Here is a 23,733-nt window from a genome sequence, read left to right on the forward strand (position 1 = left end):
GGGATATATTTATATGAAACAACTGAAAGTGTTATTTGTATTCATGCTACTAGTAGTAACTGCTTTGGTTGGCTGTAACAAGGGAGATAGCCCCGCATCAAGTAGTGGTAAAAAAGGTAAAAGTGGAAATGTCGTTAACATCGGTTTTAGTGGTCCGTTAAGCGGTGCTGCGGCATTGTATGGGAAACGAACTTTGAATGGTGTGGAAATGGCTGTCAATGAAATCAATGATGATGGCGGGTTTGAAGTAGATGGGGAAAAATACACGCTTAATCTCGTTTCTTTGGATGATAAATACTTACCGAATGAAACAGGTTCGAATGCTAAACGCTTAATTCAGGAATATAATACACCGATTATTTTTACTCCGCATAGCGGCGGTGTCCTGGCGCTGCAGGTTTTTAATGAACAAGAGAAGTTTATCATTGGAGCGTATACGAGTGAGCCTGCAGTTACTGAAAGCGGAAATTCATTAACCGTACGAATTCCACCGAATTATGAAGGATATATCGAACCGTTTACAACGTATGCAATGGAACATTTCGGTAAAAAAATTGCAGCTTTGCCAACCTCTTCTCAATACGGAAAAGACTGGACAGAAGCGGTTCTCCCTCATTGGAAAAAGCAAGGTGGTAAAGTCGTTTATAATTCGTCGATTGATTTTGCTAAAGAAACAGATTTCTTTACGATTGTTACGAATGCATTGAAAAAGGATCCTGATGTACTGTTTATCGGAGGTGCGTCTGAACCGACGGCAAAAGTAGCGAAGCAAGCTCGGGAGTTAGGATTTAAAGGCGGCTTTATTATTATGGATCAGGCGAAGCTGGATCAAATGAAGCCAATTGCAGGATCATATGAAACATTGGAAGGCTCAATCGGTGTCCTACCACTTATTAACTCGGATGAAGAAGCAGTGCCAGCTTTTATTGAGAAATATCAAAAAAAATATAAGGAAGATCCTAGCTCCGAAGTCGGTTTAAATTACATCGCGATGTATACTTTTGTGGAAGCGATGAAATCGGCAGGAAGTGTAGATGACGCCAAGGCGATTCGTAAACATATGCAGGACGGGCTGACGAATATTTCTGCTGAACAGAAAATTTACGATATCCCAACAATTGATGAGAATGGAGGATTCGCATCTACAATTGTCGTTGGAGCGGTTGAAGATGGAAAAGTAGTTCCCATTCGTTAAGGTAACAAAGACAGTTCTGTTTTCACGTGAAGTATCCCTGATAATCAAGTAAACAGTCATAAAAAACAGTAGCTAGAGTTCGGCGGAATTCTACAAGTGTGTATTGATATAGTAGATTGTTGTATTTCTTGGACGTGCACCGGAATCCTCCAGTTGAGGGATTCCAAGTACACGTTCCTTTTTTTGTTTCTTCCTTTCTTCCACAAATGTATCCATTACTAGGTCCTTTATGGTACTTTGGAGAAATGATTATTTTCTAGTAAAGGACCTGAACGATAGAAAAATAAAGTAAAAGCGACAATAGCAAAAAGTGAGTATCGTGTAATTGTTTCTCTTTAAACTCGGTAAAAGAGTTTTTTGAAAATGACGGATCCTTACTTCCCTAAGGACGATTGAGAAAGATTTTTATAAGAAAGTACGGTCTACTCTAGTGAGAGTGGCAAAAAAAGGATATGATAAGCATGGGTATTCTAGACGTGTAGGACCAGTAAGCAGTACAGCACCTAATGGTAACAAACAAGGAGAGCATATTTTTGAGTTATACGGTGACAATGGAAATGCCTACTTAAGATTCCATGTATTTAAAAACCAATCTGGAAATCCAACAAATTGGCATTATCATACAAAAGGTGATTGGAGTGATCATAAAGGGTTATTAAATTAAATCATGATTCATTACCGAAATGGGGATCGAAGTAAATGATAGACTATTTTTTATTAACCTTTGGTTGTAATCTTGATCATAGCAATATTGAATATTTAGTAAAAGAAAGGCTAGAACCTTATGTAAGACCAATAAAGAAAAACAACAAAATAGACCGACGAAAATAACAAAATAAGAAAAGATTCAACTATACATTTTATGTATGATGTGAATGATGTGAATGATAAAAAACATAGTGAAAATTTGTATTACATCAAAGATTATTATTTAACGGAAGCACAACTGCTAGGTTTTGAGCACTCTTTGCGAAAACTTAAAGGAAATCATATTTGGTGCAGGCCTAATACCAGAGGTCACTTTAATTTGAAAATTGAAGAAATCGAATATACTGGGCATATATATGTAACTGTTAATAATGATAAAGAGATACGTTTATTGGACAGGGAAGTGTTAAATTCATTAAGAGGGCAGATTCATTTAGTCCCTGAAAAAGATCAATGGATAGAATTCCCAAGAAGTCTGACAGAAGAGGGAAAAGATAAAAAGGACACTAAATTGGATAGAAGAAAGTCTGATTAAAGTTGGAAAAATGTAACGATAATTCATTTATCATTTAACAAAGCATTTTTCATAAATAGAGGGGGTTATTCATAAAATAAGGATGAATATAAACTAAATAAATGATTCTAGTAAGCACTTTTTTAATAGGTGTGCTTATTTTTATTTATTTTAATCAATAGTGAAGAACCAATACATATCCACCAATCTCTTCAAAAAAACCACTAATACAATTACCTAACTTACCTCAACAATTCAATTTAACTACAAGCCTTCTCAGCAACAATGAACCCAATATGAAATGAAATTCAAAGGCAGTTCAAATCATGTTTCTCGATTTCATTTATAAGCAGCCATACTAATTCAGTATGGCTGCTACTATTCCCGTTTTGTTTTCTCGGGATGTTATGGGTAGATAGTGTTTTATAACTCTTTATATTTCTTTAAGCTCTTCAATTTCGACTTCTGACCTTTCCTCTAATGGTCCTCTTAGATGTACAGTAGCTGTTCTTCCATCTTCATTTACATTATCAATCCAAACTGAAGTGCCATTATATCTAACCTCAATGTCAGATGGTGAAGAAAGAATCTGTTTTACACGATTAACATCCACATAAATCCCTCCCTTATTATTTGTCTAATTATTATTTGAAAAGGTAAAAGATTTTATACTTTTTTTAAAAGGTATGCAAATGATCATCTAATAACACCGTCTACAATATAAGAAAATTCCGAAGTACTCATAAGAGTAGATACTGTGCTATCAAAAAAGTTTATCCTCTAAGAATCCATCTGATGGCTGGTGGTGTTACATACGCCATAATATGACGTGGTAAGCGTTCTTTTGAAATAATAGAATGATTTTATGAAATTAGGCATTAAAAAGTAATATAATACCAAACTTACAAAAAAAATCTTGTTATTTAGTAATGAAAGCGCTACCAATGAATATAATATGAAATATAATTTCAAGATTATTGAGAATAAATTGAAATTATATTTAAGTAATTGATAATAGGAGGATTTATTTGTCTATGGAAGAACAACTGCGTTCATTAACGACTGAATTACGCAATGAAGGGACCATGAACATCGACAGTGTAAATACACTGGAAATTATTACTGCTATTAACAACGAAGATTTAAAAGTGGCAGTAGCCATACAGGAGGTTTTATCAGATATTAAAACGGCTGTTGAATTTGCATATGAATCGTTAATGAAAGGAGGAAGACTCATCTACATTGGGGCTGGAACGAGCGGTAGACTTGGTGTTCTTGATGCCGTGGAATGTCCACCGACTTTCAGCACATCACCGGATAAGGTGCTGGGAATAATGGCTGGAGGGGAAAAGGCATTTGTTCGAGCAATTGAAGGAGCAGAGGATAAAGAAGAGTTTGGGGAAAGAGATTTAAAAAACGTAGATCTTACAGCTAATGATACGGTTATCGGCATTGCAGCAAGCGGTCGTACTCCTTATGTGAAAGGAGCTTTACATTATGCAAGAAAGGTAGGAGCAAAAACGGTGGCCTTATCGTGCAATAAAAGCTCCATTATCACGGAAGTCGCTAATATTGGAATTGAAGTTGAGGTCGGACCTGAAGTTGTAACAGGGTCTACGAGAATGAAAGCGGCAACTGCACATAAAATGGTACTTAATATGATCTCAACAGCTACCATGATTAGAATGGGAAAAGTGTATGAAAATCTGATGGTTGATGTAAATGTGAGCAATCAAAAACTGAAGGATCGTGCAATAAGCATTATACAAACTGTCACGAATGTTGAATATGATTTTGCGATGAAAATGCTCGAAAAAGCGAATAATCAAGTTAAAACTGCGATTGTAATGATAAAGGCTTCAACAAATTATGATCAAGCAACGGAGTTACTAGAACTAGCGGATGGAGATGTCAGAAAAGCCATCTCGATGCGCGAGGATTAAGGAGAGAAAGCAATGGCTACAGGAGGATTATCCATTATACAGACGATGCTAAGCAAGCTTCCACAATCAGAACAAAAACTAGCAGAATATATCCTGCAGAATCCTCATGAGGTAGTGAATAGCACTGTACAGGAGTTGAGCTCATCTGCCCATACAAGCGGGGCTGCTGTGATAAGGTTGTGCAAATCTCTCGGTTTGAAAGGATTTCAAGATTTGAAAATGCGAATTGCTGGTGATTTGATGAAGTCTGTTGAACAGGGCTACCGAGATATTGAGCCTTCAGAATCACTGTATCGAATTGTTGATAAAACAACTAGTAATACGATTCAGATTATTCGTGACACTTCTGAAATTATCGATCACGATAATCTCAAAAATGCGATTAAATTGCTGCTGAACGCTAAAACTGTTCACTTTTGTGGAGTGGGGGCTTCGAATATTGTTGCGGCAGACGCTCAGCAAAAACTGCTTCGAATCAACAAAGGGGCAACTGCTTTTACTGATATGCATTTAGTTGCAACTCTGATTGCCAATGCGGATGAAAATGATATCGTTTTTGCTATTTCATCCTCAGGAGAAACACCTGAAGTTGTCAATATATTAAAGCTTGCTAAAGATCGAGGAGTCAAAACGATCGGCCTGACTCATTTTGGTCAAACAACGGTATCTTCTTTGTGTGACACATCGCTGTATACATCCTTTTCAAATGAAGCTCCGTTTAGAAGTGCTGCAACATCTTCCCGATTGGCACAGTTATATATGATTGATATTTTATTTTTAGGAATGGCGTCAGAACAGTACGAAGAGACTGTCCAATATATTGATAACACACGGGCAGCCATCCAATCGATGACAGATCATTATAAATGAACATTCATTTGGAGATTTTGACAAAGGGGGCTTTTGAATGGGTAAGGGGGATAAGCACGCCGATTTAGCACGAGAATTATTAGAAAAGTTAGGTGGGGCATCAAATGTTGCAGGATCTGCACATTGTATGACCAGGCTGCGGGTATCACCAATCGATCGTTCAAAAGTAAACATGGATGAAATTAAAAAAACGGAAGGCGTTCTTGGTGTTATCGAAGAAGAAACGATTCAAATCGTTCTAGGTCCAGGAGTAGTGAACAAGGTGTACGCTGAATTTGAAAAGCTTCTCGCATCTTCTGGAGATTTTAATTTAAAAGAAACTGCTTCCAAGAACAAATCAGAGATTGATAGGAAAAATGCAAAACCTTTTAAACTATTTTTACGTAGAATTGCGAGTATCTTTATCCCGTTAATTCCTGCATTAGTAGCTTCAGGTTTGATTACAGGGATTACAAAAGCGGTCGTTCAAGCGGGCTGGCTTGCGGGAGATTCACAATTAGCCATTATTTTAACTGTTATCGGATCTGGATTATTTGCTTACCTTGGGATTTTAGTTGGGACGAATGCGGCAAAGGAATACGGGGGATCACCTGCACTTGGTGCATTGGCTGGTATCTTGGTTATCAATCCGGCAGTCGGCGACATTTCATTATTTGGTGAAAACTTGCTCCCAGGACGTGGAGGGTTAATTGGAGTCCTTTTTGCCGCGATTTTTATAGCATTGGTAGAAAAGCAGGTAAGGAAATTCATTCCTCAATCACTGGATATAATTTTGACTCCAACCATCGCTTTACTTATTACAGGGATAGTCACTTACATTGTTTTTATGCCGGTAGGAGGATTTTTATCGGATACGATTACTACAGGTTTATTAAATGTATTAGATTTCGGTGGAGTTGTAGCTGGATTTGTGCTTGGAGCAACATTCCTACCGCTAGTCATAACTGGTCTGCATCAAGGTTTAACACCTGTTCATCTTGAATTGATCAACGCGATTGGAGACGATCCTCTGCTTCCCATTTTGGCAATGGGTGGAGCCGGCCAAGTAGGTGCGGCATTCGCCATCTATTTCAAAACGAAGAAAGCAAGCCTAAAGCGAGCGATAGGAGGAGGTCTTCCATCAGGAATGCTTGGTATCGGCGAACCTCTTATATTTGGAGTGACATTACCACTCGGTCGTCCTTTCTTAACGGCATGTCTAGGGGCAGGGGTAGGAGGCGCATTTCAAGCTCACTTCGGAATTGCGACCACTGCAATCGGTGTATCTGGATTACCACTTACCTTTTTAGTTCATCCAAACCAAATTGTGCTTTTCTTGGCAGGGTTATTCATTTCCTACGGAGCAGGATTTATTTTTACGTACTTATTTGGATTTAAAGATGAAATGGCGGCTGAATTCAAGTGATTGGAATCTCTTTTTATCTACAAGACCCAGATGCAGAAACACAAATCATTCATGCAGCAAACTTAGGTGTGAAGCGAGCATTTACCTCGCTTCATATTCCTGAAGAAAAAGGTGATCACGTACAAAGAATGGTTGAACTATTAAAGCTTGTAGAGTCATATGAAATGGAAATCCATGCAGATGTCTCATTAAACACGCTTAATCATTTAGGAATTAGCAAGTTTGAAGAATTATCCTCATTAGGGGTTAAGGGAATTCGCTTGGATGATGGGTTTGACTATGAAACGATAAGATCTTTATCTGAGGTATTTTCTCTTTCACTAAACGCAAGTACGTTAAAGGAAGATGAACTAAAGGCTGTACTTGGGAGCGGAATAAAACCTGATAGACTCATAGCCTGGCATAACTTCTATCCAAGGCGTGAAACGGGTCTCCAGGAAGAATTTTTTCAAAAACAAAATCGAATGTTCAAGAAATATGGGATACCTATTGTTGCTTTTATCCCGGGTTCTGGAAGTAAGCGAGGACCCCTTCATGATGGACTTCCGACGCTTGAAAAACACAGGTTTATGAATCCTTTTGCAGCCGGAGTTGAACTGTTTCAGCATGTGAATGGAGTATTTATTGGAGATCAAGGTGTGGAAAACGATTTGATTGAGAACCTATCCGCCTTTAGTAATCAGAATATTCTATCTATACGCGTGAAGTCTTCCGTTTTGCAAAGCGGTATTTACCATTTACGACCAGATGTTTCAAGGGATGTATATCGGCTGCAACATACCCGTGTCACAACACAAGTTAAACCGCAAAATACTGTCGAACGATGCCTTGGTTCCATTACGATGGACAATGATGAATATGGGCGCTATCGGGGAGAAATCCAAATTTGCAGGCGAGATTTAGAAGCAAATAATCGAGTCAATGTGATAGGGCAAGTCATAGAAGAAGATCTTCCTTTGTTAGCACTTCTGGAACCTGGTCAAACCGTAAAGCTAAAATGTGAAGAATAATATATATAGATTTAGAAATACACGGAAAATAGATGAGTATTTCACTCACTTCAGTACTTACACTCTATTACACTCATGAACTGAAGCCCTTGCTCACGAAGTGTTAAATAGCAACTGTAATTGTTGGTAACGATTCAACAATAGGATTTTCTGTCATTAAGAAAGCTGAGATCCCAGAAAAAGAGCTGAATTTTCCTTGGAGAATAAAAAAGTGAATGAGAAATTGAAAAAGGTGGCCACTGGATTTCAAGGTGCTGCCTTTATTGTCATAAGAGTGTGGAAATTTGTAAAAAACGATCATACCGCTAACAACATTCAGTACACATCATGACACACTTAAGAAGCATTGAAGATACATGAGGATACACTGACTTCTTTAAACAGATATTGATTAAAACTCTTGGGAACCTTTTTACCCACTACTGCTAAGGAAGCCTTTTGAGTTTAAAAAGTAAAAAGGAGGATGCCACAATGAATAAAAAAATATGGGCACCTGCTGGGTTAGCTATTTCCTTGGCTTTATCCACTCTTGGTGGAGTTACCTCAGCAAGGGAGTTTGCGGAAGAAAAAACAGTGCCGGATGTTCAGACAATCGTAGAAAATATGTCCATTGAGGAGAAAGTCGGTCAAATGCTCATGCCAGATTTTCGTAATTGGCAAGAACAAGGAGAAAGTAAAGCAACAGGTTTTATAGAAATGAACTCAGAAGTTGAAAGCATCATTGAAAAATATCATTTAGGCGGAGTGATCTTGTTTGCTGAAAATGTTGTAGATACTGAGCAAACGGTACGGCTGACAGATGGTTTACAGAATGCGAGCAAGGATCTTCCACTATTTATAACTATTGATCAGGAAGGAGGCATCGTAACTCGCCTTCAAACAGGAACGAATCTTCCAGGAAATATGGCACTGGGTGCAACAAGAAATAAGGATTACGCCTATCAGTCTGGAGAAATCATCGGCAAGGAATTGTCCTCTCTTGGTATAAATGTAAATTTTGGACCGGCTGTTGATGTCAATAATAACCCTGACAATCCAGTTATTGGCGTCCGTTCCTTCAGTTCTGATCCAGACCTTGTATCAAAACTTGGGATTCAAACCATAAAAGGATTGCAAAGTCAGAATATGATAGCAACGACTAAGCATTTCCCTGGTCATGGAGATACGGCGGTTGATAGTCATTATGGTCTTCCTCTTGTTTCGCATAATAAAGAGCGCTTACGTTCTATAGAGTTAGTTCCTTTTCAAAAGGCAATCGATGCTGGAGTAGATATGATGATGACCGCACATGTTCAATTTCCTGCATTCGATGATACTACTTATATCAGTAAAAAAGACGGACAAGAAATCATGGTCCCGGCAACACTGTCACAGAAGGTCATTACTGGTCTTTTACGTGAAGAAATGGGATTTGATGGCGTAGTGGTTACAGATGCATTGAATATGAAAGCCATTGCGGACAATTTCGGACAAGAAGATGCTGTTGTTTTGGCCTTGAAATCGGGTGTAGATATTGCATTGATGCCTGCACAAGTAAACTCGCTTCAAATGGAAAAGAATATAACCACTGTATTCGATGCAGTGAAGGAAGCCGTGGAAAGTGGTGAAATTCCGCTTGATCAAGTCAATCGTTCTGTAACAAGAATACTTGAGCTAAAAGTGAAAAGAGGGATTCTAAAGCCGGGAAAAGAGGCTGCCGACACCCCAATTGATAAAAAAATATTAAGGGCTCTTCAAGTGGTCGGTAATAAAAATCATTTGAAAAAAGAAAGGGAAATCGCGGAGGATGCAATCACTCTTTTGAAAAATGAAGATAAAACATTGCCCTTCAAACCTAAGAAAAATGAAAATATTTTAGTTCTTGCTCCTTTTGCCGATCAGGTTGAAGCTATGTCAAGGAGCATCAATGAATTAGTTGATCAAAAGAGAATAAAGAAAGTCCAAGTAAAAGGTATGAGTTTTTCAGAAAAGTCATTCACTAGTGAAGTGGCAAGACTCATTGATGAAGCCGACTATGTCATTACTGGGTCCTATATTGTTAAAAACGATCCGGCTGTAAATGATGGAGTAATTGATGACAGCGTTCAAGATTCAAGCAAGTGGGCAACAGCCTTTCCAAGAGCAGCCATGAAATATGCACAGAAAAAAGATAAAGGGTTTGTGTTAATGAGTTTAAGAAACCCTTATGATGTTGCCAATTTTGAAGAAGCAAAAGCCGTGATGGCTGTATACGGATTTAAAGGATATTCAAATGGACGGTATAGGCAGCCAAATATACCGGCAGGCATCGCGACGATCTTTGGAGAATCAAAACCAAGGGGGACGTTACCAGTGGATATTCCTTCCGTGACAAAACCATCCGAAAGCCTATATAAATTTGGGTATGGATTAGATATTAAATCTGGCAAGCCTATTAAAAAGTAGAGGGGAAACACAATGAAAAGAATTCTTATTATATTCACCATTTGTCTGTTGGCCTTTAATATAGTTTCCTCTAAAAGTGTTACTGCCGATAAGGAAAAGAAAAAACAAAAGGTCAGGCCTGGTATTGAGGTTCTTTTAAAAGATGAGAAAGATGTACTTAAAGGAAAAAAGGTGGGGTTGATTACAAATCCAACAGGAATCGATTCCAAATTAACGAGCATCGTTGATCTGCTGTATGACGATCCGGATATTGAATTAACTGCGTTATATGGACCCGAACATGGAGTTCGTGGAGATGCACAGGCAGGGGCAAGCGTTGAATTTTATATAGATGAAAAAACAGGATTGCCCGTTTATAGCTTGTACGGTAAAACGAAAAAGCCAACTCCTGAAATGTTAGAAGGTGTAGAGGCACTTGTCTTTGATATCCAAGATGTCGGAACGCGTTATTACACCTATATTTATACGATGGCTTATGCAATGGAAGCCGCGAAAGAAAATAACATCCCGTTTATCGTGTTAGACAGGCCGAATCCGCAAGGGGGGATATCAGTAGATGGACCAGTACTTGAACCGGAATTCTCCTCATTTGTTGGTTTGTATCCGATTCCGCTTAAACATGGGATGGCAGTCGGCGAACTCGCTGTTTTGTTTAATAAAGAGTTTAAAATTGGTGCAGATTTAAAGGTCATTAAAATGAAAGGCTGGAAGCGCTCGATGGATTATGACGAAACTGGGCTTCCATTTGTCTTGCCATCGCCAAATATGCCAACAGTGTCCACTACATTTGTATATCCAGCTACAGGGTTAATTGAGGGAACAAATGTCTCGGAAGGCAGAGGGACGACTAAGCCATTCGAATTAATCGGTGCACCGTATATCAACAGCGATGAACTTGCCGGAAAATTAAATGCACTACGTTTGCCCGGTGTGAAATTTAGGGCTGCCTCTTTTACACCTTCTTTTTCAAAGTATGCAGGTAAACTTAGCCATGGAGTTGAAATCTATGTAACGGATCGTGATGAATTTAGGGCTGTACCAACTGGACTGCACATTATAAAGACCATTCATGATCTTTATCCAGATGATTTCGAATTTCTCGCAGCCAATAATTTCAGTCTATTAATAGGTAATGACTGGGTGAGAACGATGATTGAAGAAGGCTCATCTGTTAATGAAATTATGAAAGTATATCAGCCAGAGCAAGATGCTTTCAAAAAGGTTCGCGCACAGTATTTACTCTATAAATAACCGGAGGAAATTAGAAAAGTCTGTAAGTCTTGGTTAATCTCACTTTAAAGACGTTCTCGATAAGCACGTGTTTCAACCAAAAAGACTGTAGGCAAAAGCGGTTATATCTATTTGTTAAAACAAAGTGGATTGGAACGGATGGTGCGAGACTCCTGCGGGAAAAGCGCGTCCAAGGGAGACCCCGCAGGCGCAAAAGGCGCCGAGGAGGCTCCCGGACCGCCCGCGGAAAGCGAGTGCCTGAAGTGGAAAGTAACATTCCAATTTTACAACCCCTCAAAAAAACTGTAGACAAACTCAATTATTTATCGAGTTTGTCTACAGTCTGAGAAAAGTCTGTAAGGACTTTTCTCTTTTTTTATAAGAATTAAAGGGGCATAACGTAAAGAATTTCCTGGAAATAGACAGTTTATAAAAGAAATAAAGTTCTAAAAAAGAAGGAACCGCTGTCTAATAGGTGTATAGGGTTATCCTAAATTAATAACTGTCAGGGGGGAAGCGGGATGAAAAAATATCTTCAAAAAATTGGCCGTTCATTGATGTTGCCAGTAGCCGTATTGCCGGCAGCTGCCATTTTAATGGGGATTGGTTATTGGATAGATCCAGCAGGATGGGGAGAGGGAAGTCCGATAGCGGCTTTCTTAATTAAAGCTGGTTCTTCCATCATTGACAATATGTCTATCTTGTTTGCTGTCGGGGTTGCATTGGGGATGTCGAAAGGAAAAGATGGATCAGCCGCTTTGAGTGGGCTGGTAGCCTATCTAGTCGTAACGACATTGCTTGCCACAGAATCAGTAGCTATGCTGCAAGGTATTGATGCAGAAAGTGTAAATCCAGCATTTGAGAAAATAGAAAATCAATTTGTCGGAATTCTCTCGGGCCTTATAGCTGCTGCTATGTATAATCGGTTTAGTAAGGTCGAGCTGCCGGATGCCCTCGCTTTCTTTAGTGGTAAACGGCTGGTCCCCATACTGACTGCGGTTATTATGTTACTAGTTTCCCTTATATTATTTTTTGTATGGCCGCTCATCTACTCTTGGTTAGTTAATTTCGGTGAAGCGATAAGTGGATTAGGTGCTGCAGGTGCAGGGTTATATGGATTCTTCAATCGGTTATTGATACCAACGGGTTTACATCATGCATTAAACTCCGTGTTCTGGTTTGATGTAATTGGACTTAACGATATCGGTAATTTCTGGGCAGGAACTGGAACAAAAGGAACTACAGGCATGTATCAAGCCGGATTCTTCCCTGTCATGATGTTCGGATTGCCTGCCGCGGCACTTGCTATGTATCATTCAGCAAAATCTAAGAAGAAAAAACAAGTGGCGTCATTAATGCTCGCTGCAGGATTTGCTTCATTTTTTACAGGAGTTACAGAACCCCTTGAATTTGCCTTCATGTTTGTAGCACCTGCACTTTTTGTTGTTCATGCTTTATTAACAGGAATTTCGTTAGCCATTGCTGCATCTTTCCAATGGACAGCAGGTTTTGGTTTTAGTGCAGGCTTTGTTGACTTTGTTTTAAGTTCAAGATTGCCATTAGCAAATGAACCTTTTATGCTCCTTCTTCAAGGGCTGGCTTTTGCTGTCATTTACTATTTCTTATTCCGCTTCTTGATCGCAAAGTTTAACTTAATGACTCCAGGGAGGGAAGATGATACAGATGAAGATCTTAATGTTGGAGGAGCACAGACTAAAGCAAGCAACCATGCTGAGTCAACAGGAAGTAAATTCTTTGGGATGGCTACAGCGATTTATGAAGCCTTAGGTGGAGACGATAACGTAATGTCTGTTGACAACTGTGTAACCCGTTTGAGAGTTGAAGTAAAGAATATGGAAGCTGTTGATCAAAATAAAATTAAATCAACAGGTGTCGCGGGAATTAATATTGTTGGTCCACAAAGCATTCAAGTCGTTGTGGGTACACAGGTACAATTCGTAGCGGATGAAATTGAAAAGATTCGTAGACAATAGAGCTCCCATAATTTGTTGTTCGAGGAATCCTTCATCTTTTATTTAGAAATAGGTTACTTGCGAGATTATTAGACAAGGATTATACTCAACGATCAGGAATGAGATCCTGTTCCATACCTGATCGTTGAGATTATTATGCGAAAGCGCTGTAGTAACGTTTTATCAAGCATGAGAACACTTTATCAAAAACCTTTATTTTGGCTTTTTTTATGAACACTTGATTGAAATTAGAATAAAACAAATCAATGTTCTATAATATATTAAGGATATTTGTTTGGAGGGTATTGGATGACGTTCGGAGAATTAATAACAGAGAATAATTTAATCTCACATAAAATCATTTGAAAGAATTCTTTATTCATTCTCTTGCGTAATTTTCAGCTAAAGATAGCTTCAATTACCGAAAAACCTCACCAGATCTAACTCCACTCCCTTATACCGCACTCATAAGCCTGATGCTAAACCAAATTCAAATGTGCTTATTAAATGATCTATATTTTAAGCAAAGTTATCTTTGTAAAATATTTATAAAATCCCTTAGTATAGGAGAGATTCTATTGTACCAACCAAAAACCAAAGAAACTGACAGCAGTGTTATCGAATTTATTGAAAATGTCGACAGCCCCAAAAAGCGTGAAGATGCGTATCAATTATTAGATATTTTTACTGAAACGACGGGTTTTATAGCAAAGATGTGGGGACCGAGTATTATTGGATTCGGTACATATCATTATAAATATGAATCTGGTCATGAAGGTGATGCTCCTCTTGTAGGTTTTTCACCTCGAAAAGCAAAAATAAGTTTGTATTTTGCTACGGGTGACACAAAACGAGAGGAATTATTAAAGGACTTTGGAAAACATACTTCCGGAAAAAGTTGTGTGTACATAAATAAAGTAGCAGATATTGATCTTAATGTTTTAAAAGATTTAATTAACCAATCTGTAAAATTTTTGAGAGAAACCTATCCGAATAATTAGAGTGAAAGTATATGGATGATTATCCTTTAATTGTTTCAGAAGATAAAGAAAGTGAGAGGGAGCAGAATGAGAAAAATTAAAGTGGGTATAGTTGGATACGGACTTTCAGGTGCTACATTTCACGCGCCTTTGCTAAGTGTTTTAGAGCAATTTGAAATAGCGAAAGTAGTAAGCTCCAAAAAGGAAAAAGTGCAGCAGGATTTGAAGCACGTGGCAGTAGTAAGTAGCTTAGAAGAAGTTTTAGAAGATGCAGCGATTGAATTAGTAGTTATTACGACACCAAGCGGCTTGCATTATGAAATGGCTAAACAGAGTTTACTTGCTGGAAAACATGTTATCTTGGAAAAGCCGATGGTAGTAGAAACATGGGAGGCAGAGGAGCTCATACAGATAGCTGAGGAAAAGGAGCTGCTTTTAAGTATATATCATAACAGAAGATGGGATAATGATTTTTTGACAATTAAAAAGCTTATAAATGATGGTGTGCTTGGAGACATCAATACATATCAGGTCCATTATGATCGCTTTAGACCGGTGGTTAGAGATAGGTGGAGAGAAAAGGAAGGTCCAGGAGCAGGCATGCTATATGATTTAGGCTCACATCTAATTGATCAAGCCTTACATTTATTTGGTTGGCCACAATTCGTATGGGCAGATGTTTTTGCGCAGAGAGAGAATGCAGAAACGGATGATTATTTTCATGTTATTTTAGGGTACGACAAGCTACGGGTGATATTGCATTCAGGTTCCATCGTCCCGATTAATGGACCGCGGTTTCAGGTACATGGAAGTAAAGGAACTTTTATTAAATACGGGCTTGATGGACAAGAGGCTGCGCTAAGTGAGGGGAAAAAGCCTGTAGATAACACTTGGGGTGCAGATAATCCCCAATTTTATGGTCAGCTGGTTACGATTGATGAAGAAAAAGAAAAACATGAAACAATTCAAACTATACATGGTTCTTATTTAACATATTATAAAGAAATTGCTGAAAGTATATTTGAGGGAAAAAAGGCTCCTGTAACTTCGGAAGAGGGGCTATCTGTCATCAAAATCATTGATGCAGCGCTTGAAAGCAGTCAAGGGAAAAAAGCTATATATGTTTAATGAGATACTTTGTTGTCACATTTGAATTCTTTTTTCCTCTTTTTGTATTAAAATGAAATGAGAAGATTTAAATAATAGGCAGCCTTGTTTTTCCAAACGGAATAAACAGGTTGCTTTTTACTGCTGTCGATAAAACAGGAACTCAAGGTTAGTTTCAAAGGTTTTTGATTTCCCTTCATATCACTATGAAGTTATATAAAGGGAAATCAATTTTGGGGAACATTTTACAAAGTGTATTAAATTATGGAGGTAATTATGAATTCTTATATTCAAGAACTGGTTAAAGTATATTCAAAACACACTGATGTGGAATATGCAGAATGGTCTAAAAAATATTTGAGGAACCAATTTGAATTTTTGGGGATTCGATCCCCTATTCGTCGGACATTAACTAAACAGTTTCTGAAGGAACACGGATTGCCAACGGAAAGTAATCGTAAAGATATCATTCTTATGCTTTGGGACCGCCCAGAAAGGGAATACCAAAAGGCAGCCCTTGATATTCTTGAAAAGGAAAAAAAGAACCTCTGCCCTGAGGATATGCCTTGGTTAGTCAATTTGATTGTAAGTAAGTCATGGTGGGATACAGTAGATGTACTTTCTCCTCATGTTATGGGCTATATGTTTTCAACTTATCCTAAACTCATTCCTCAATACTCCGATTTGTGGATTGAAGATGAGAATATTTGGTTGCAAAGATCAGCGATATTATATCAACTACACTACAAAGGCGGAACGGATGAAGAACGTCTATTCCGTTACATAATAAGACGAGCAAATAGCGATGAATTCTTTGTTCAAAAGGCAATTGGTTGGGTGTTACGTGAATATGCAAAAACTAACCCCGAGAGCGTGAAATCATTTGTTTTAAATCACCAATTAAAACCTCTTAGCAAGAGAGAAGCGCTAAAACATCTAGCTTAATATGGGGTATTTTTGAATAATGAGAGACTTCAAAGGTGAGGAGCTTCCCTTATTTTCAATAATATCTAATAAATTTAACAATACCCCGAATAGTTGCCACTATTCGGGGTATTGTTAAAAGTATATACATTATCTTTTATCGTAGCTCTACGATAATGCCTTCGCATGAAGGGATCTCTTTTGCCAAGCCATTGTAATCATTAAAGTTAGGATCAAGAGTAAGAGGCCTAAAATGAAAGGATAGGTAATTTGAACGTCATACATCAATCCGGCAAGAGTGGGTCCAAGCACATTTCCAATGCTCATATATGCATTATTCATACCCATCGCAAATCCCTGCTCATTCCCCGCCATCTTAGAAATCAGTGTGTTTAAGACTGGTCGAAGGATGGAGGTAGAAAGGAAGATGATGAGAGAGATTCCAAAGAAAATTAGGTAACTTGAAGCAAAAAGCGAAAGAAGGAATCCAATGGCTGCGACGCTAATAAAGATAATTAGCACACTTACCTCCCCAAAACGACGAACAATCCGGTCAACAACAAAGAGTTGAACGATTACGCTGACGATACCGGTAGCTGTAACCATTGTTGCGATGTCCTTAGGTGTTGAATTAAATTGATTGTCAAGATAAAGGCCGATAACAGATTCATATGCCATTAATCCAAAGCTCATCACAAGTGTAATGATAAGAGGAATGAAATAAGGCATTTTCACAGACAAGGCAATTTTACGAACCATCGATTCGTTATTTGCCATGTCCATAGCTTGTGAAGCTTGTTTCGTTTCGCTTTCCTTTAAAACAAAAATAGAAAATATTACTGCGACAAGTGATACTAGCGCAGAAATCAAAAATGGAAATTTTAAGCCGAAGTCAGCTAAAAATCCACCAATTCCTGGGCCAACAACAATCCCTAGGGACATGGCGGCAGATACTAAACTATTGCCTTTAGCCCGTTGATCGAAAGTGGTGATATCAGCAACATAAGCAAATATTGCTGGTACAAGCAAAGCAGCCCCAACCCCACCGACAACCCGAGAAGCATACAGTAGCCAAATGGAATTAACAGCATAAAAAATAAACATGGAAATAGTCAAACCAATTAATCCATATATAATCATTTTTCTACGACCAAATTGATCAGTCCATTTTCCGGCTATTGGCGAAAAGATAAGTTGGGCACCTGCGAAAATGGCAATCATTAGCCCAGCTGCAGTTCCACCTTGATTAATGGAAGCCAGGTATGCGGGTAAGATAGGAATAATAATACCGAAGCTTCCTATTGCTATAAACATATTGATCATAAGGATAATTATCTTTTTACGTTGTTCTGCTGACATAGACAGCCTCTCTTTCCCTTTTAAAAAATCAATAACCAATTTAATTCGCATGGTTAATTTTTTGACACGTTAATTATGTTATAGTTTTAGATAGATAGTTGTCAATAAGAAAGGATTGTCAAACATGTATTCTAGTGAATTATATAATTTACATTCAGCGATTAAAGAGCTTAGCGGTCTCTCACAAGAATTAATTGAACCGTTATTAGTTAAATATGATTTAACTTCTGTGCAATATCACGCATTACAATTAATTGTCTTAAAGGAATCCATAGCTGTTAAAAATGTTTCAAATCATTTGAAAATTAAGCCTGCAGCTGGGACAGCGTTAATTGACCGGCTTGAACGGAAGAATCTAATTGAAAGAGTTCACAGTGAGGATGATCGACGTGTCGTTTATATTAAATCCACCACAACTGGTAGAGAAACCTATCATTCTATCAATAAATGCTTCGCAAATATTTTTCAAGATTTTTATAGTGTTTTAAATGAAGATGAAACGCAACGACTTAAACAAATCGTGGGAAAACTAACCGAACATGTGTCATCACGTATAGAGAACAAACTATAGCAAAACATCAGAGGATAGTTGAAAGGTTTAGTAAAACTATAGGTCATCTCATCTGAAGCTTGTACAAGAAAAACCGCTATAAAAGCAGTGAATTTCGCAATAATCTCACTGCTTTAGCTATTTTATGAGATGTAAGCGGATGATCGGCGATCAATCCATTGTTTACTCCGAGTAGAAAAACATTTAAAACAAAAACCCTCTAGACTCTTCTTCACCTCTCATCTGCTTCTAGTTACAACTGAAACTTTTCCTTGCAGACTCATAACCTGTTACCTCTAAGAATTGATTACTATTAAGCTTATTGTAGCAATAGCGAAAAGAACCCCTTATAAATTGTTTTGTTAGTAGGTTTTCAAATAGAAAAGACTAGTATAAGATTCTCTTTAAAAGCTACTGATTTTTATTTGCTGACTGATTTGAAGTGAGTGGCTAACTATTTATGGAGATAATTTTTTTGTTTTGTCGGGTGAAATTTCTTAATTAGAACATTGACGAAACTAGTAGAGGTAAGTATACTGAATTTTACAAATATTCAAGCAAAAGAGATGTTAAAAAAAGGAGTTGTTTATGATGTTTTCCCCATTAACCCCAATGGACTGGAAACGTAGGGCTGTGAAATATTATCCGCATAAAGTGGCTGTCATTGATGAAGAGAAGGAGTTTACATATAAGGAATTTGGGCAGCGTGTAGATCAACTTTCTATGGCTTTAAATAAAGCAGGTATAGAAGAAGGTGACCATGTTGCAGTGATGTTGCCAAACACTCATTATATGTTGGAATGCTTCTATGGTATTTGTCAAATGGGTGCGGTAATGGTGCCTTTGAATTACCGTCTCTCAGCTGAGGACCTGGAGTATATTATCAGTCACAGTGATTCAAAAATGTTAATCGTCGATGAAGAATTTATTGCTCCGATTGAGAACATCGTTCATAAACTTGCCTTGGATAAAATCATTATCGTATCTGTCACAGGGCATAATACATCTTTAAATGGTATAGATTATGAGACCTTTATTCAACAAGCTAAAGATTTTGAAGCACAGCCAGAGGTTGTAATCGATGAAAATCAGCTTCTGACTTTAAATTATACGAGTGGAACGACTTCAAAACCAAAAGGGGTTATGTTAACGCATCGTGGAAATTACATTAACGCTGCAAATTTCATGTATCATCTTGGAGTAAAACATGGTGATGTGTATCTTCATACATTACCAATGTTTCACGCGAATGGGTGGGGTGGTGTTTGGGCGATTACGGCTGCTGGTGCTACTCATGTATGTTTAAGAAAAGTTGATCCTCCTCTTATTCTGGACTTATTTGAAAATCAAAATATTACATTGTTATGTGGAGCACCAACTGTCGTCAATATGCTTGTGAATGATCCGAAAGCAAAAGAGACCAATATCAAGATGCGCCTACGTATGGCGACAGCTGGTGCTCCTCCAGCTGCGGCTCTTATTCATAAAGCACAAGATATCCTTGGGTTAAATATGATTCATGTGTATGGATTAACAGAAACTTCACCTTTCATTCTTTATAATGAGTGGAAGAATGAATTTGAATCTAAATCGCTTGACGAACAAGCAACAATTAAGGCAAGACAAGGAATAGAATTGGTTTTTAACGGGGAAACAAAGGTTGTTAATCAAGATGGCGAAGAAGTCGCTTGGGATGGGAAGGAATTAGGAGAAATCATTACCCGCGGCAATGTTGTGATGGATGGATATTACAAGGATCCGGAAAAGACTGCCGAAGCAATAAGAGGTGGATGGTTTTATACTGGGGATTTGGCAGTAACCTATCCTGATGGATATATTGAAATACAAGACAGAGCTAAGGATTTAATCATTTCCGGAGGAGAAAATATTTCTTCTACAGAGGTTGAAGGGGTTTTGTATAAACATCCAGATGTATTGGAAGTGGCTGTTATTGCCGTTCCAGATGAGAAATGGGGAGAAACTCCTAAGGCAATCATTGTGCTGCATTCCAATGTGAATGTGACTGAAGAAGAAGTTATTAATTACTGCCGGTCTCATATGGCTCACTTTAAAGCACCTAGATTAGTAGAATTTGTGGAATCTTTACCAAAAACAGCTACGGGAAAACTGCAAAAATATCGTTTGAGAGAAATGCATTGGAAAGGATCGAAGAAGGTAAATTAAAGGCTTTCTCACTTGTTTTTCAGATAAACGGTTATTATCAACTGTTTGTAAATACTAAGATTTTAGTATGCAATATTGCGTTTTAAAAGGATCTTCTAATTGAAGATCCTTTCAGTTTGTAGACAAAAGGGGTTCGGAATTAAAACATTCCGAACCCCTTTTGAAATTTCCTTTGAATTTTGCTCAATATTCACGGTCAGTTGTACTTTGTTTAATTTCTTTGGTTTCTTCCTTATTAAGTTTATCTGGTGGAAAAAGTTTTTTATTATGGTTTTCACGGTCTTGATTTATTTCTTCTTGAAGTCGTCCTTGATACGCACGTGTTTCCTTGTGAACGATTTTCTTTTCAAATTTCCGCTTATTCGCACTGGCTTTCACATGTGTGGAATCGACAAATACGTGTTCTGCACTTATTAACTTTCTATCAGTGGCTGTCATTAAGATGCAATAGAAAATCTGTTCAAATAAGTCTGTATCTTTAAAGCGTCGCTCATAATTTTTCCCGAACGTTGAAAAATGAGGCACTTTATCACGGAAACCATAGCCTAAGAACCAACGGTAAGCCATATTTGTTTCAACTTCTTCAATCGTTTTACGCATTGAACGAATACCGAAGGTATATTGAATGAATGTCAGTTTAACTAAAATAACTGGATCAATACTTGGGCGTCCTACCTCTGAATACATATCTTTCACCAAGTCATATATGAATGAGAAGTCAATGGCGGCCTCAATTTTTCGAACCAAATGGTTCGCTGGCACCAGTTGATCTAAAGTAATCATTTCAAGTTGATCTCGCTGAATAGAATCATGTTTAGAAAGCATCCTCATCACCTCAAGTTTTAATACTTCCATTTTAAAACAAAAAAGACTGTAGGCAAAAGAGGTTCTATCTAAATGTTAAAACAAAGTTGATTAGAGGGAAGGTGCGAGACTCCTGCGGGAAAAGCGCGTCTAGGGGAGACCCCGCAGGCGCAAGCCGAGGAGGCTCCCGGACCGCCCGCGGAAAGCGAGTGCCTGGAGTGGAAATCAACGTTCAAATTGTACAAGCCATAAAAAAACTGTAGGCAAACTCGATTTTCATCGAGTTTGTCTACAGTCTGAGAAGGCGTCCTATTGGACGCCTCTTTTTTACTGTTATTATAGTTTTTCCACCCGAATGATGTCTGCAGTATTTTGTTTCTGGAACCCTGTCTTCTGCAATTTCACTGCCGTTCCTTCTGGTAAGTTAGTGAATATGATAGGAGTGACCGTAGACGGAGCATTCCGTTTTATGAATTCAAGATCGATTTCCAAAAGAGGTGTACCTTTTGTTACCCTTTGACCTTCTTGCACTAGAGGTGTGAAACCTTCTCCATTTAATTTAACTGTATCTAAGCCAAAATGGATCAGAATTTCCAGACCATTATTCATTTTCAATCCCAATGCATGATTTGTCGGGAAGATACTAAGTACTTCCCCATCGATTGGCGATACTAGCTTCCCGTTGACTGGCTCGATAGCAAAGCCGTCGCCCATCATTTTCATCGCAAACACTTGATCTGGAACTTGTTCGATCGGTAAAACGGCTCCTTCAATTGGAAGGACAAAATCATTGGCGCCGATAGCTTGGTTTTCTTCCACTCTATCCTCGACTGCTTGTGCAGATGGATCCATTTTCACTTGGCTTGGATTGACGTCATTTTTGACAAGTTGTTTCATTGCATTTGCAACGAATTCTACATTCGTTCCAACAATGACTTGCACACTCGATTTATTTAACTTCATAACGCCACGTGCACCATGTCTTTTTAATGCTACTTCATTCACATTTTCTGAATCGGCAACTTCTAGACGTAAGCGTGTTGCACAGTTATCAATTAGTTTGATATTTTCTTTCCCGCCAAGGTCTTGAATGAAAAGTGACCCCATATCGGTATATTTATCCCCTGTTTTCACAACAGTATCTTCTTCTACTTCTTCCTCATCGTCTTCACGGCCAGGTGTTTTTAAATCCATGATCTTGATGACGAAATAGAAAATCACGAAGTAAACTGCTGCGTATACTAAGCCAATCGGTATTAACCATAGTGGTTTTTGAGCAATTCCAAAGTTCAAGAAATAATCAATGGCTCCTGCCGAAAACCCAAAACCATGATGTATATCCAATATAACAGCGAGAGCCAATGAAATCCCAGTTAAAATGGCATGTATTACATATAATACTGGAGCAATGAACATAAACAGAAACTCAATTGGCTCAGTGATTCCTGTTAAAAAAGAAGTAAAAGCTAAACCAACCAGCATCCCCGTCACCAATTTACGTTTCTCTTTCTTAGCAGCTGCAATCATCGCTAAAGCTGCTGCTGGTAAACCAAACATCATGATAGGGAAAAAGCCTGTCATAAATGGCCCAGCAGTTGGATCACCTGCGAAGAAACGATTTATATCACCAGTTGCTCCATTGTATTCACCAAATACAAACCATACCATACTATTCAAGACGTGATGTAAACCTACTGGAAGCAATAAGCGATTCAATACGCCAAATACGCCTGCACCTAATGCTCCTGCACCTGTAATCCAGTCTCCAACGTTATTGATTACATCTTGAATTGGCGGCCATACAAAACCAAATATTCCTGCCAATATAATCATCGCTAACGATGTAATAATCGGAACAAATCGTTTCCCTGAAAAGAATCCAAGCCATTCAGGGAGTCTTATTTCAGAGTATCTATTATATAGGAAGGCAGCAACTATACCTGATATAATCCCGCCCAAAACAGCCATGTCGATATCTTTATTAATTGCTTGTGTACCATTCGTCAAAACAAAATAACCAACAAGACCAGCTAATGCGGCTGCACCGCTTCCGTCTTTAGATAATCCTATCGCTATACCTAAAGCGAACAGTATAGCAAGATTATCAAAAATCGCTTTTCCTGCGGCAGCCATAAATGCAATATCAAGTAAATCCGGTTGACCTAGGCGAAGCAATAAAGCCGCTGCTGGCAAAACAGCAATCGGTAACATTAGAGCTTTCCCAATTTTTTGTAAAAAATTTAACATCGAACTCATCTCCCTTGTTCCAAATTTCTTTTTTGATTCAGCAGCACGCCAAGACATATAAAGCGTTTTCATTTTTTAAAGTTTCGATACAATGAAATTATACTAGCATATAAAACATATAGATGTCTATACCAATTCTCTTGAAAATATACTATATTCTTCGAAAATAAAGCAAAAACATCATTTTTATACCCTTTACTCCTCAACTGGTCTAGACAACTATTAATAAAAGCGATAAAATGAGGGCAAAATATATGAGACCAATTCACAATTCATGACTCATTCATTAAGTTTTACTTTCATAAA

At 38.0% G+C, this 23,733-nt stretch carries 19 protein-coding genes and 1 pseudogene; 15 read left to right on the plus strand and 5 right to left on the minus strand.

Annotation, left to right across the window (positions count from 1 at the left end):
* Positions 1-13: 13 nt before the first annotated feature.
* Positions 14-1,195 (plus strand): ABC transporter substrate-binding protein, encoded by a 1,182-nt coding sequence (locus ACQKMR_RS18000; protein ID WP_427698524.1) that lies wholly within the window; start codon positions 14-16, stop codon positions 1,193-1,195.
* 90 nt (positions 1,196-1,285) lie between these two features.
* Here ACQKMR_RS18000 and ACQKMR_RS18005 read toward each other — a convergent pair whose 3' ends face one another.
* On the minus strand, positions 1,286-1,411 hold the full coding sequence (locus ACQKMR_RS18005) for a hypothetical protein (RefSeq protein WP_427698525.1): 126 nt from the start codon (positions 1,409-1,411) through the stop codon (positions 1,286-1,288).
* Between the two features lie 220 nt (positions 1,412-1,631).
* On the opposite strand from ACQKMR_RS18005, the gene ACQKMR_RS18010 reads away from it, so the two are divergent.
* On the plus strand, positions 1,632-1,859 hold the full coding sequence (locus tag ACQKMR_RS18010; RefSeq protein ID WP_427698526.1) for a YpjP family protein: 228 nt from the start codon (positions 1,632-1,634) through the stop codon (positions 1,857-1,859).
* 216 nt (positions 1,860-2,075) lie between these two features.
* Positions 2,076-2,438: a hypothetical protein gene (locus ACQKMR_RS18015; protein WP_427698527.1), complete on the plus strand. Its 363-nt coding sequence runs from the start codon at positions 2,076-2,078 to the stop codon at positions 2,436-2,438.
* A gap of 412 nt (positions 2,439-2,850) precedes the next feature.
* On the opposite strand, the gene ACQKMR_RS18020 is transcribed toward ACQKMR_RS18015, so the two are convergent.
* Positions 2,851-3,030, minus strand: a complete 180-nt coding sequence (locus tag ACQKMR_RS18020; RefSeq protein WP_427698528.1) for an H-type small acid-soluble spore protein — start codon at positions 3,028-3,030, stop codon at positions 2,851-2,853.
* A gap of 415 nt (positions 3,031-3,445) precedes the next feature.
* On the opposite strand from ACQKMR_RS18020, the gene murQ reads away from it, so the two are divergent.
* The 10 genes from murQ to ACQKMR_RS18070 all read left to right on the plus strand — a co-directional run bounded on the left by murQ (position 3,446) and on the right by ACQKMR_RS18070 (position 16,304).
* Positions 3,446-4,360 carry an N-acetylmuramic acid 6-phosphate etherase gene (murQ, locus tag ACQKMR_RS18025; protein ID WP_427698529.1) on the plus strand — a complete coding sequence of 305 codons (915 nt, stop codon included), beginning with the start codon at positions 3,446-3,448 and terminating at the stop codon, positions 4,358-4,360.
* Between the two features lie 12 nt (positions 4,361-4,372).
* On the plus strand, positions 4,373-5,230 hold the full coding sequence (locus tag ACQKMR_RS18030; RefSeq protein ID WP_427698530.1) for a MurR/RpiR family transcriptional regulator: 858 nt from the start codon (positions 4,373-4,375) through the stop codon (positions 5,228-5,230).
* A 37-nt stretch (positions 5,231-5,267) separates the two neighbouring features.
* Positions 5,268-6,635, plus strand: a complete 1,368-nt coding sequence (locus tag ACQKMR_RS18035; protein ID WP_427698531.1) for a PTS transporter subunit EIIC — start codon at positions 5,268-5,270, stop codon at positions 6,633-6,635.
* Positions 6,632-7,645 carry a MupG family TIM beta-alpha barrel fold protein gene (locus ACQKMR_RS18040; RefSeq protein WP_427698532.1) on the plus strand — a complete coding sequence of 338 codons (1,014 nt, stop codon included), beginning with the start codon at positions 6,632-6,634 and terminating at the stop codon, positions 7,643-7,645. Before ACQKMR_RS18035 ends, ACQKMR_RS18040 begins: the two co-directional genes overlap by 4 nt.
* A gap of 471 nt (positions 7,646-8,116) precedes the next feature.
* Positions 8,117-10,069: a glycoside hydrolase family 3 protein gene (locus ACQKMR_RS18045; protein WP_427698533.1), complete on the plus strand. Its 1,953-nt coding sequence runs from the start codon at positions 8,117-8,119 to the stop codon at positions 10,067-10,069.
* A gap of 12 nt (positions 10,070-10,081) precedes the next feature.
* Complete coding sequence (locus tag ACQKMR_RS18050) at positions 10,082-11,320, plus strand: exo-beta-N-acetylmuramidase NamZ family protein (RefSeq protein ID WP_427698534.1); 1,239 nt, start codon at positions 10,082-10,084, stop codon at positions 11,318-11,320.
* 500 nt (positions 11,321-11,820) lie between these two features.
* Positions 11,821-13,293, plus strand: coding sequence for an N-acetylglucosamine-specific PTS transporter subunit IIBC (gene nagE / locus ACQKMR_RS18055; protein ID WP_427698535.1), 1,473 nt, complete (start codon positions 11,821-11,823; stop codon positions 13,291-13,293).
* A gap of 557 nt (positions 13,294-13,850) precedes the next feature.
* A complete protein-coding gene (locus tag ACQKMR_RS18060) occupies positions 13,851-14,273 on the plus strand; it encodes a DUF1801 domain-containing protein (protein WP_427698536.1) in 423 nt (140 codons plus the stop codon).
* A 66-nt stretch (positions 14,274-14,339) separates the two neighbouring features.
* The gene (locus ACQKMR_RS18065) at positions 14,340-15,380 is read left to right on the plus strand and encodes an oxidoreductase (RefSeq protein WP_427698537.1); all 1,041 of its coding nucleotides are present in this window, start codon (positions 14,340-14,342) and stop codon (positions 15,378-15,380) included.
* Positions 15,381-15,635: 255 nt separating this feature from the next.
* On the plus strand, positions 15,636-16,304 hold the full coding sequence (locus tag ACQKMR_RS18070; protein WP_427698538.1) for a DNA alkylation repair protein: 669 nt from the start codon (positions 15,636-15,638) through the stop codon (positions 16,302-16,304).
* A 147-nt stretch (positions 16,305-16,451) separates the two neighbouring features.
* Here the strand turns inward: ACQKMR_RS18070 and ACQKMR_RS18075 are convergent, their stop codons facing one another.
* Positions 16,452-17,642, minus strand: coding sequence for an MFS transporter (locus ACQKMR_RS18075; RefSeq protein WP_427698539.1), 1,191 nt, complete (start codon positions 17,640-17,642; stop codon positions 16,452-16,454).
* 124 nt (positions 17,643-17,766) lie between these two features.
* Between ACQKMR_RS18075 and ACQKMR_RS18080 the strand changes: the two genes are divergently transcribed.
* Positions 17,767-18,213, plus strand: coding sequence for a MarR family winged helix-turn-helix transcriptional regulator (locus tag ACQKMR_RS18080; protein ID WP_427698540.1), 447 nt, complete (start codon positions 17,767-17,769; stop codon positions 18,211-18,213).
* Positions 18,214-18,783: 570 nt separating this feature from the next.
* On the plus strand, positions 18,784-20,376 hold the full coding sequence (locus tag ACQKMR_RS18085) for a long-chain-fatty-acid--CoA ligase (protein ID WP_427698597.1): 1,593 nt from the start codon (positions 18,784-18,786) through the stop codon (positions 20,374-20,376).
* A gap of 189 nt (positions 20,377-20,565) precedes the next feature.
* On the opposite strand, the pseudogene ACQKMR_RS18090 reads toward ACQKMR_RS18085, so the two are convergent.
* Positions 20,566-21,201 (minus strand): annotated as a pseudogene (locus ACQKMR_RS18090) (transposase); the annotation flags it as partial.
* 315 nt (positions 21,202-21,516) lie between these two features.
* Entirely contained in the window at positions 21,517-23,427 is a 1,911-nt protein-coding gene (nagE, locus tag ACQKMR_RS18095) for an N-acetylglucosamine-specific PTS transporter subunit IIBC (protein ID WP_427698541.1), read from the minus strand.
* Between the last annotated feature and the right edge of the window lie 306 nt (positions 23,428-23,733).

The sequence above is a fragment of the Peribacillus sp. NPDC096540 genome, assembly GCF_050278525.1.
Lineage (GTDB): Bacteria > Bacillota > Bacilli > Bacillales > DSM-1321 > Peribacillus.

Bases quoted from the DNA above. Each gene is read 5' to 3' on its own strand.
- nagE (WP_427698541.1), bottom strand. From the start codon at position 23,427: ATGTTAAATTTTTTACAAAAAATTGGGAAAGCTCTAATGTTACCGATT.
- ACQKMR_RS18035 (WP_427698531.1), top strand. From the start codon at position 5,268: ATGGGTAAGGGGGATAAGCACGCCGATTTAGCACGAGAATTATTAGAA.
- ACQKMR_RS18070 (WP_427698538.1), top strand. From the start codon at position 15,636: ATGAATTCTTATATTCAAGAACTGGTTAAAGTATATTCAAAACACACT.
- ACQKMR_RS18065 (WP_427698537.1), top strand. From the start codon at position 14,340: ATGAGAAAAATTAAAGTGGGTATAGTTGGATACGGACTTTCAGGTGCT.
- ACQKMR_RS18045 (WP_427698533.1), top strand. From the start codon at position 8,117: ATGAATAAAAAAATATGGGCACCTGCTGGGTTAGCTATTTCCTTGGCT.
- ACQKMR_RS18085 (WP_427698597.1), top strand. From the start codon at position 18,784: ATGTTTTCCCCATTAACCCCAATGGACTGGAAACGTAGGGCTGTGAAA.
- ACQKMR_RS18005 (WP_427698525.1), bottom strand. From the start codon at position 1,411: ATGGATACATTTGTGGAAGAAAGGAAGAAACAAAAAAAGGAACGTGTA.
- nagE (WP_427698535.1), top strand. From the start codon at position 11,821: ATGAAAAAATATCTTCAAAAAATTGGCCGTTCATTGATGTTGCCAGTA.
- ACQKMR_RS18075 (WP_427698539.1), bottom strand. From the start codon at position 17,642: ATGTCAGCAGAACAACGTAAAAAGATAATTATCCTTATGATCAATATG.
- ACQKMR_RS18050 (WP_427698534.1), top strand. From the start codon at position 10,082: ATGAAAAGAATTCTTATTATATTCACCATTTGTCTGTTGGCCTTTAAT.
- ACQKMR_RS18080 (WP_427698540.1), top strand. From the start codon at position 17,767: ATGTATTCTAGTGAATTATATAATTTACATTCAGCGATTAAAGAGCTT.
- ACQKMR_RS18000 (WP_427698524.1), top strand. From the start codon at position 14: ATGAAACAACTGAAAGTGTTATTTGTATTCATGCTACTAGTAGTAACT.
- ACQKMR_RS18030 (WP_427698530.1), top strand. From the start codon at position 4,373: ATGGCTACAGGAGGATTATCCATTATACAGACGATGCTAAGCAAGCTT.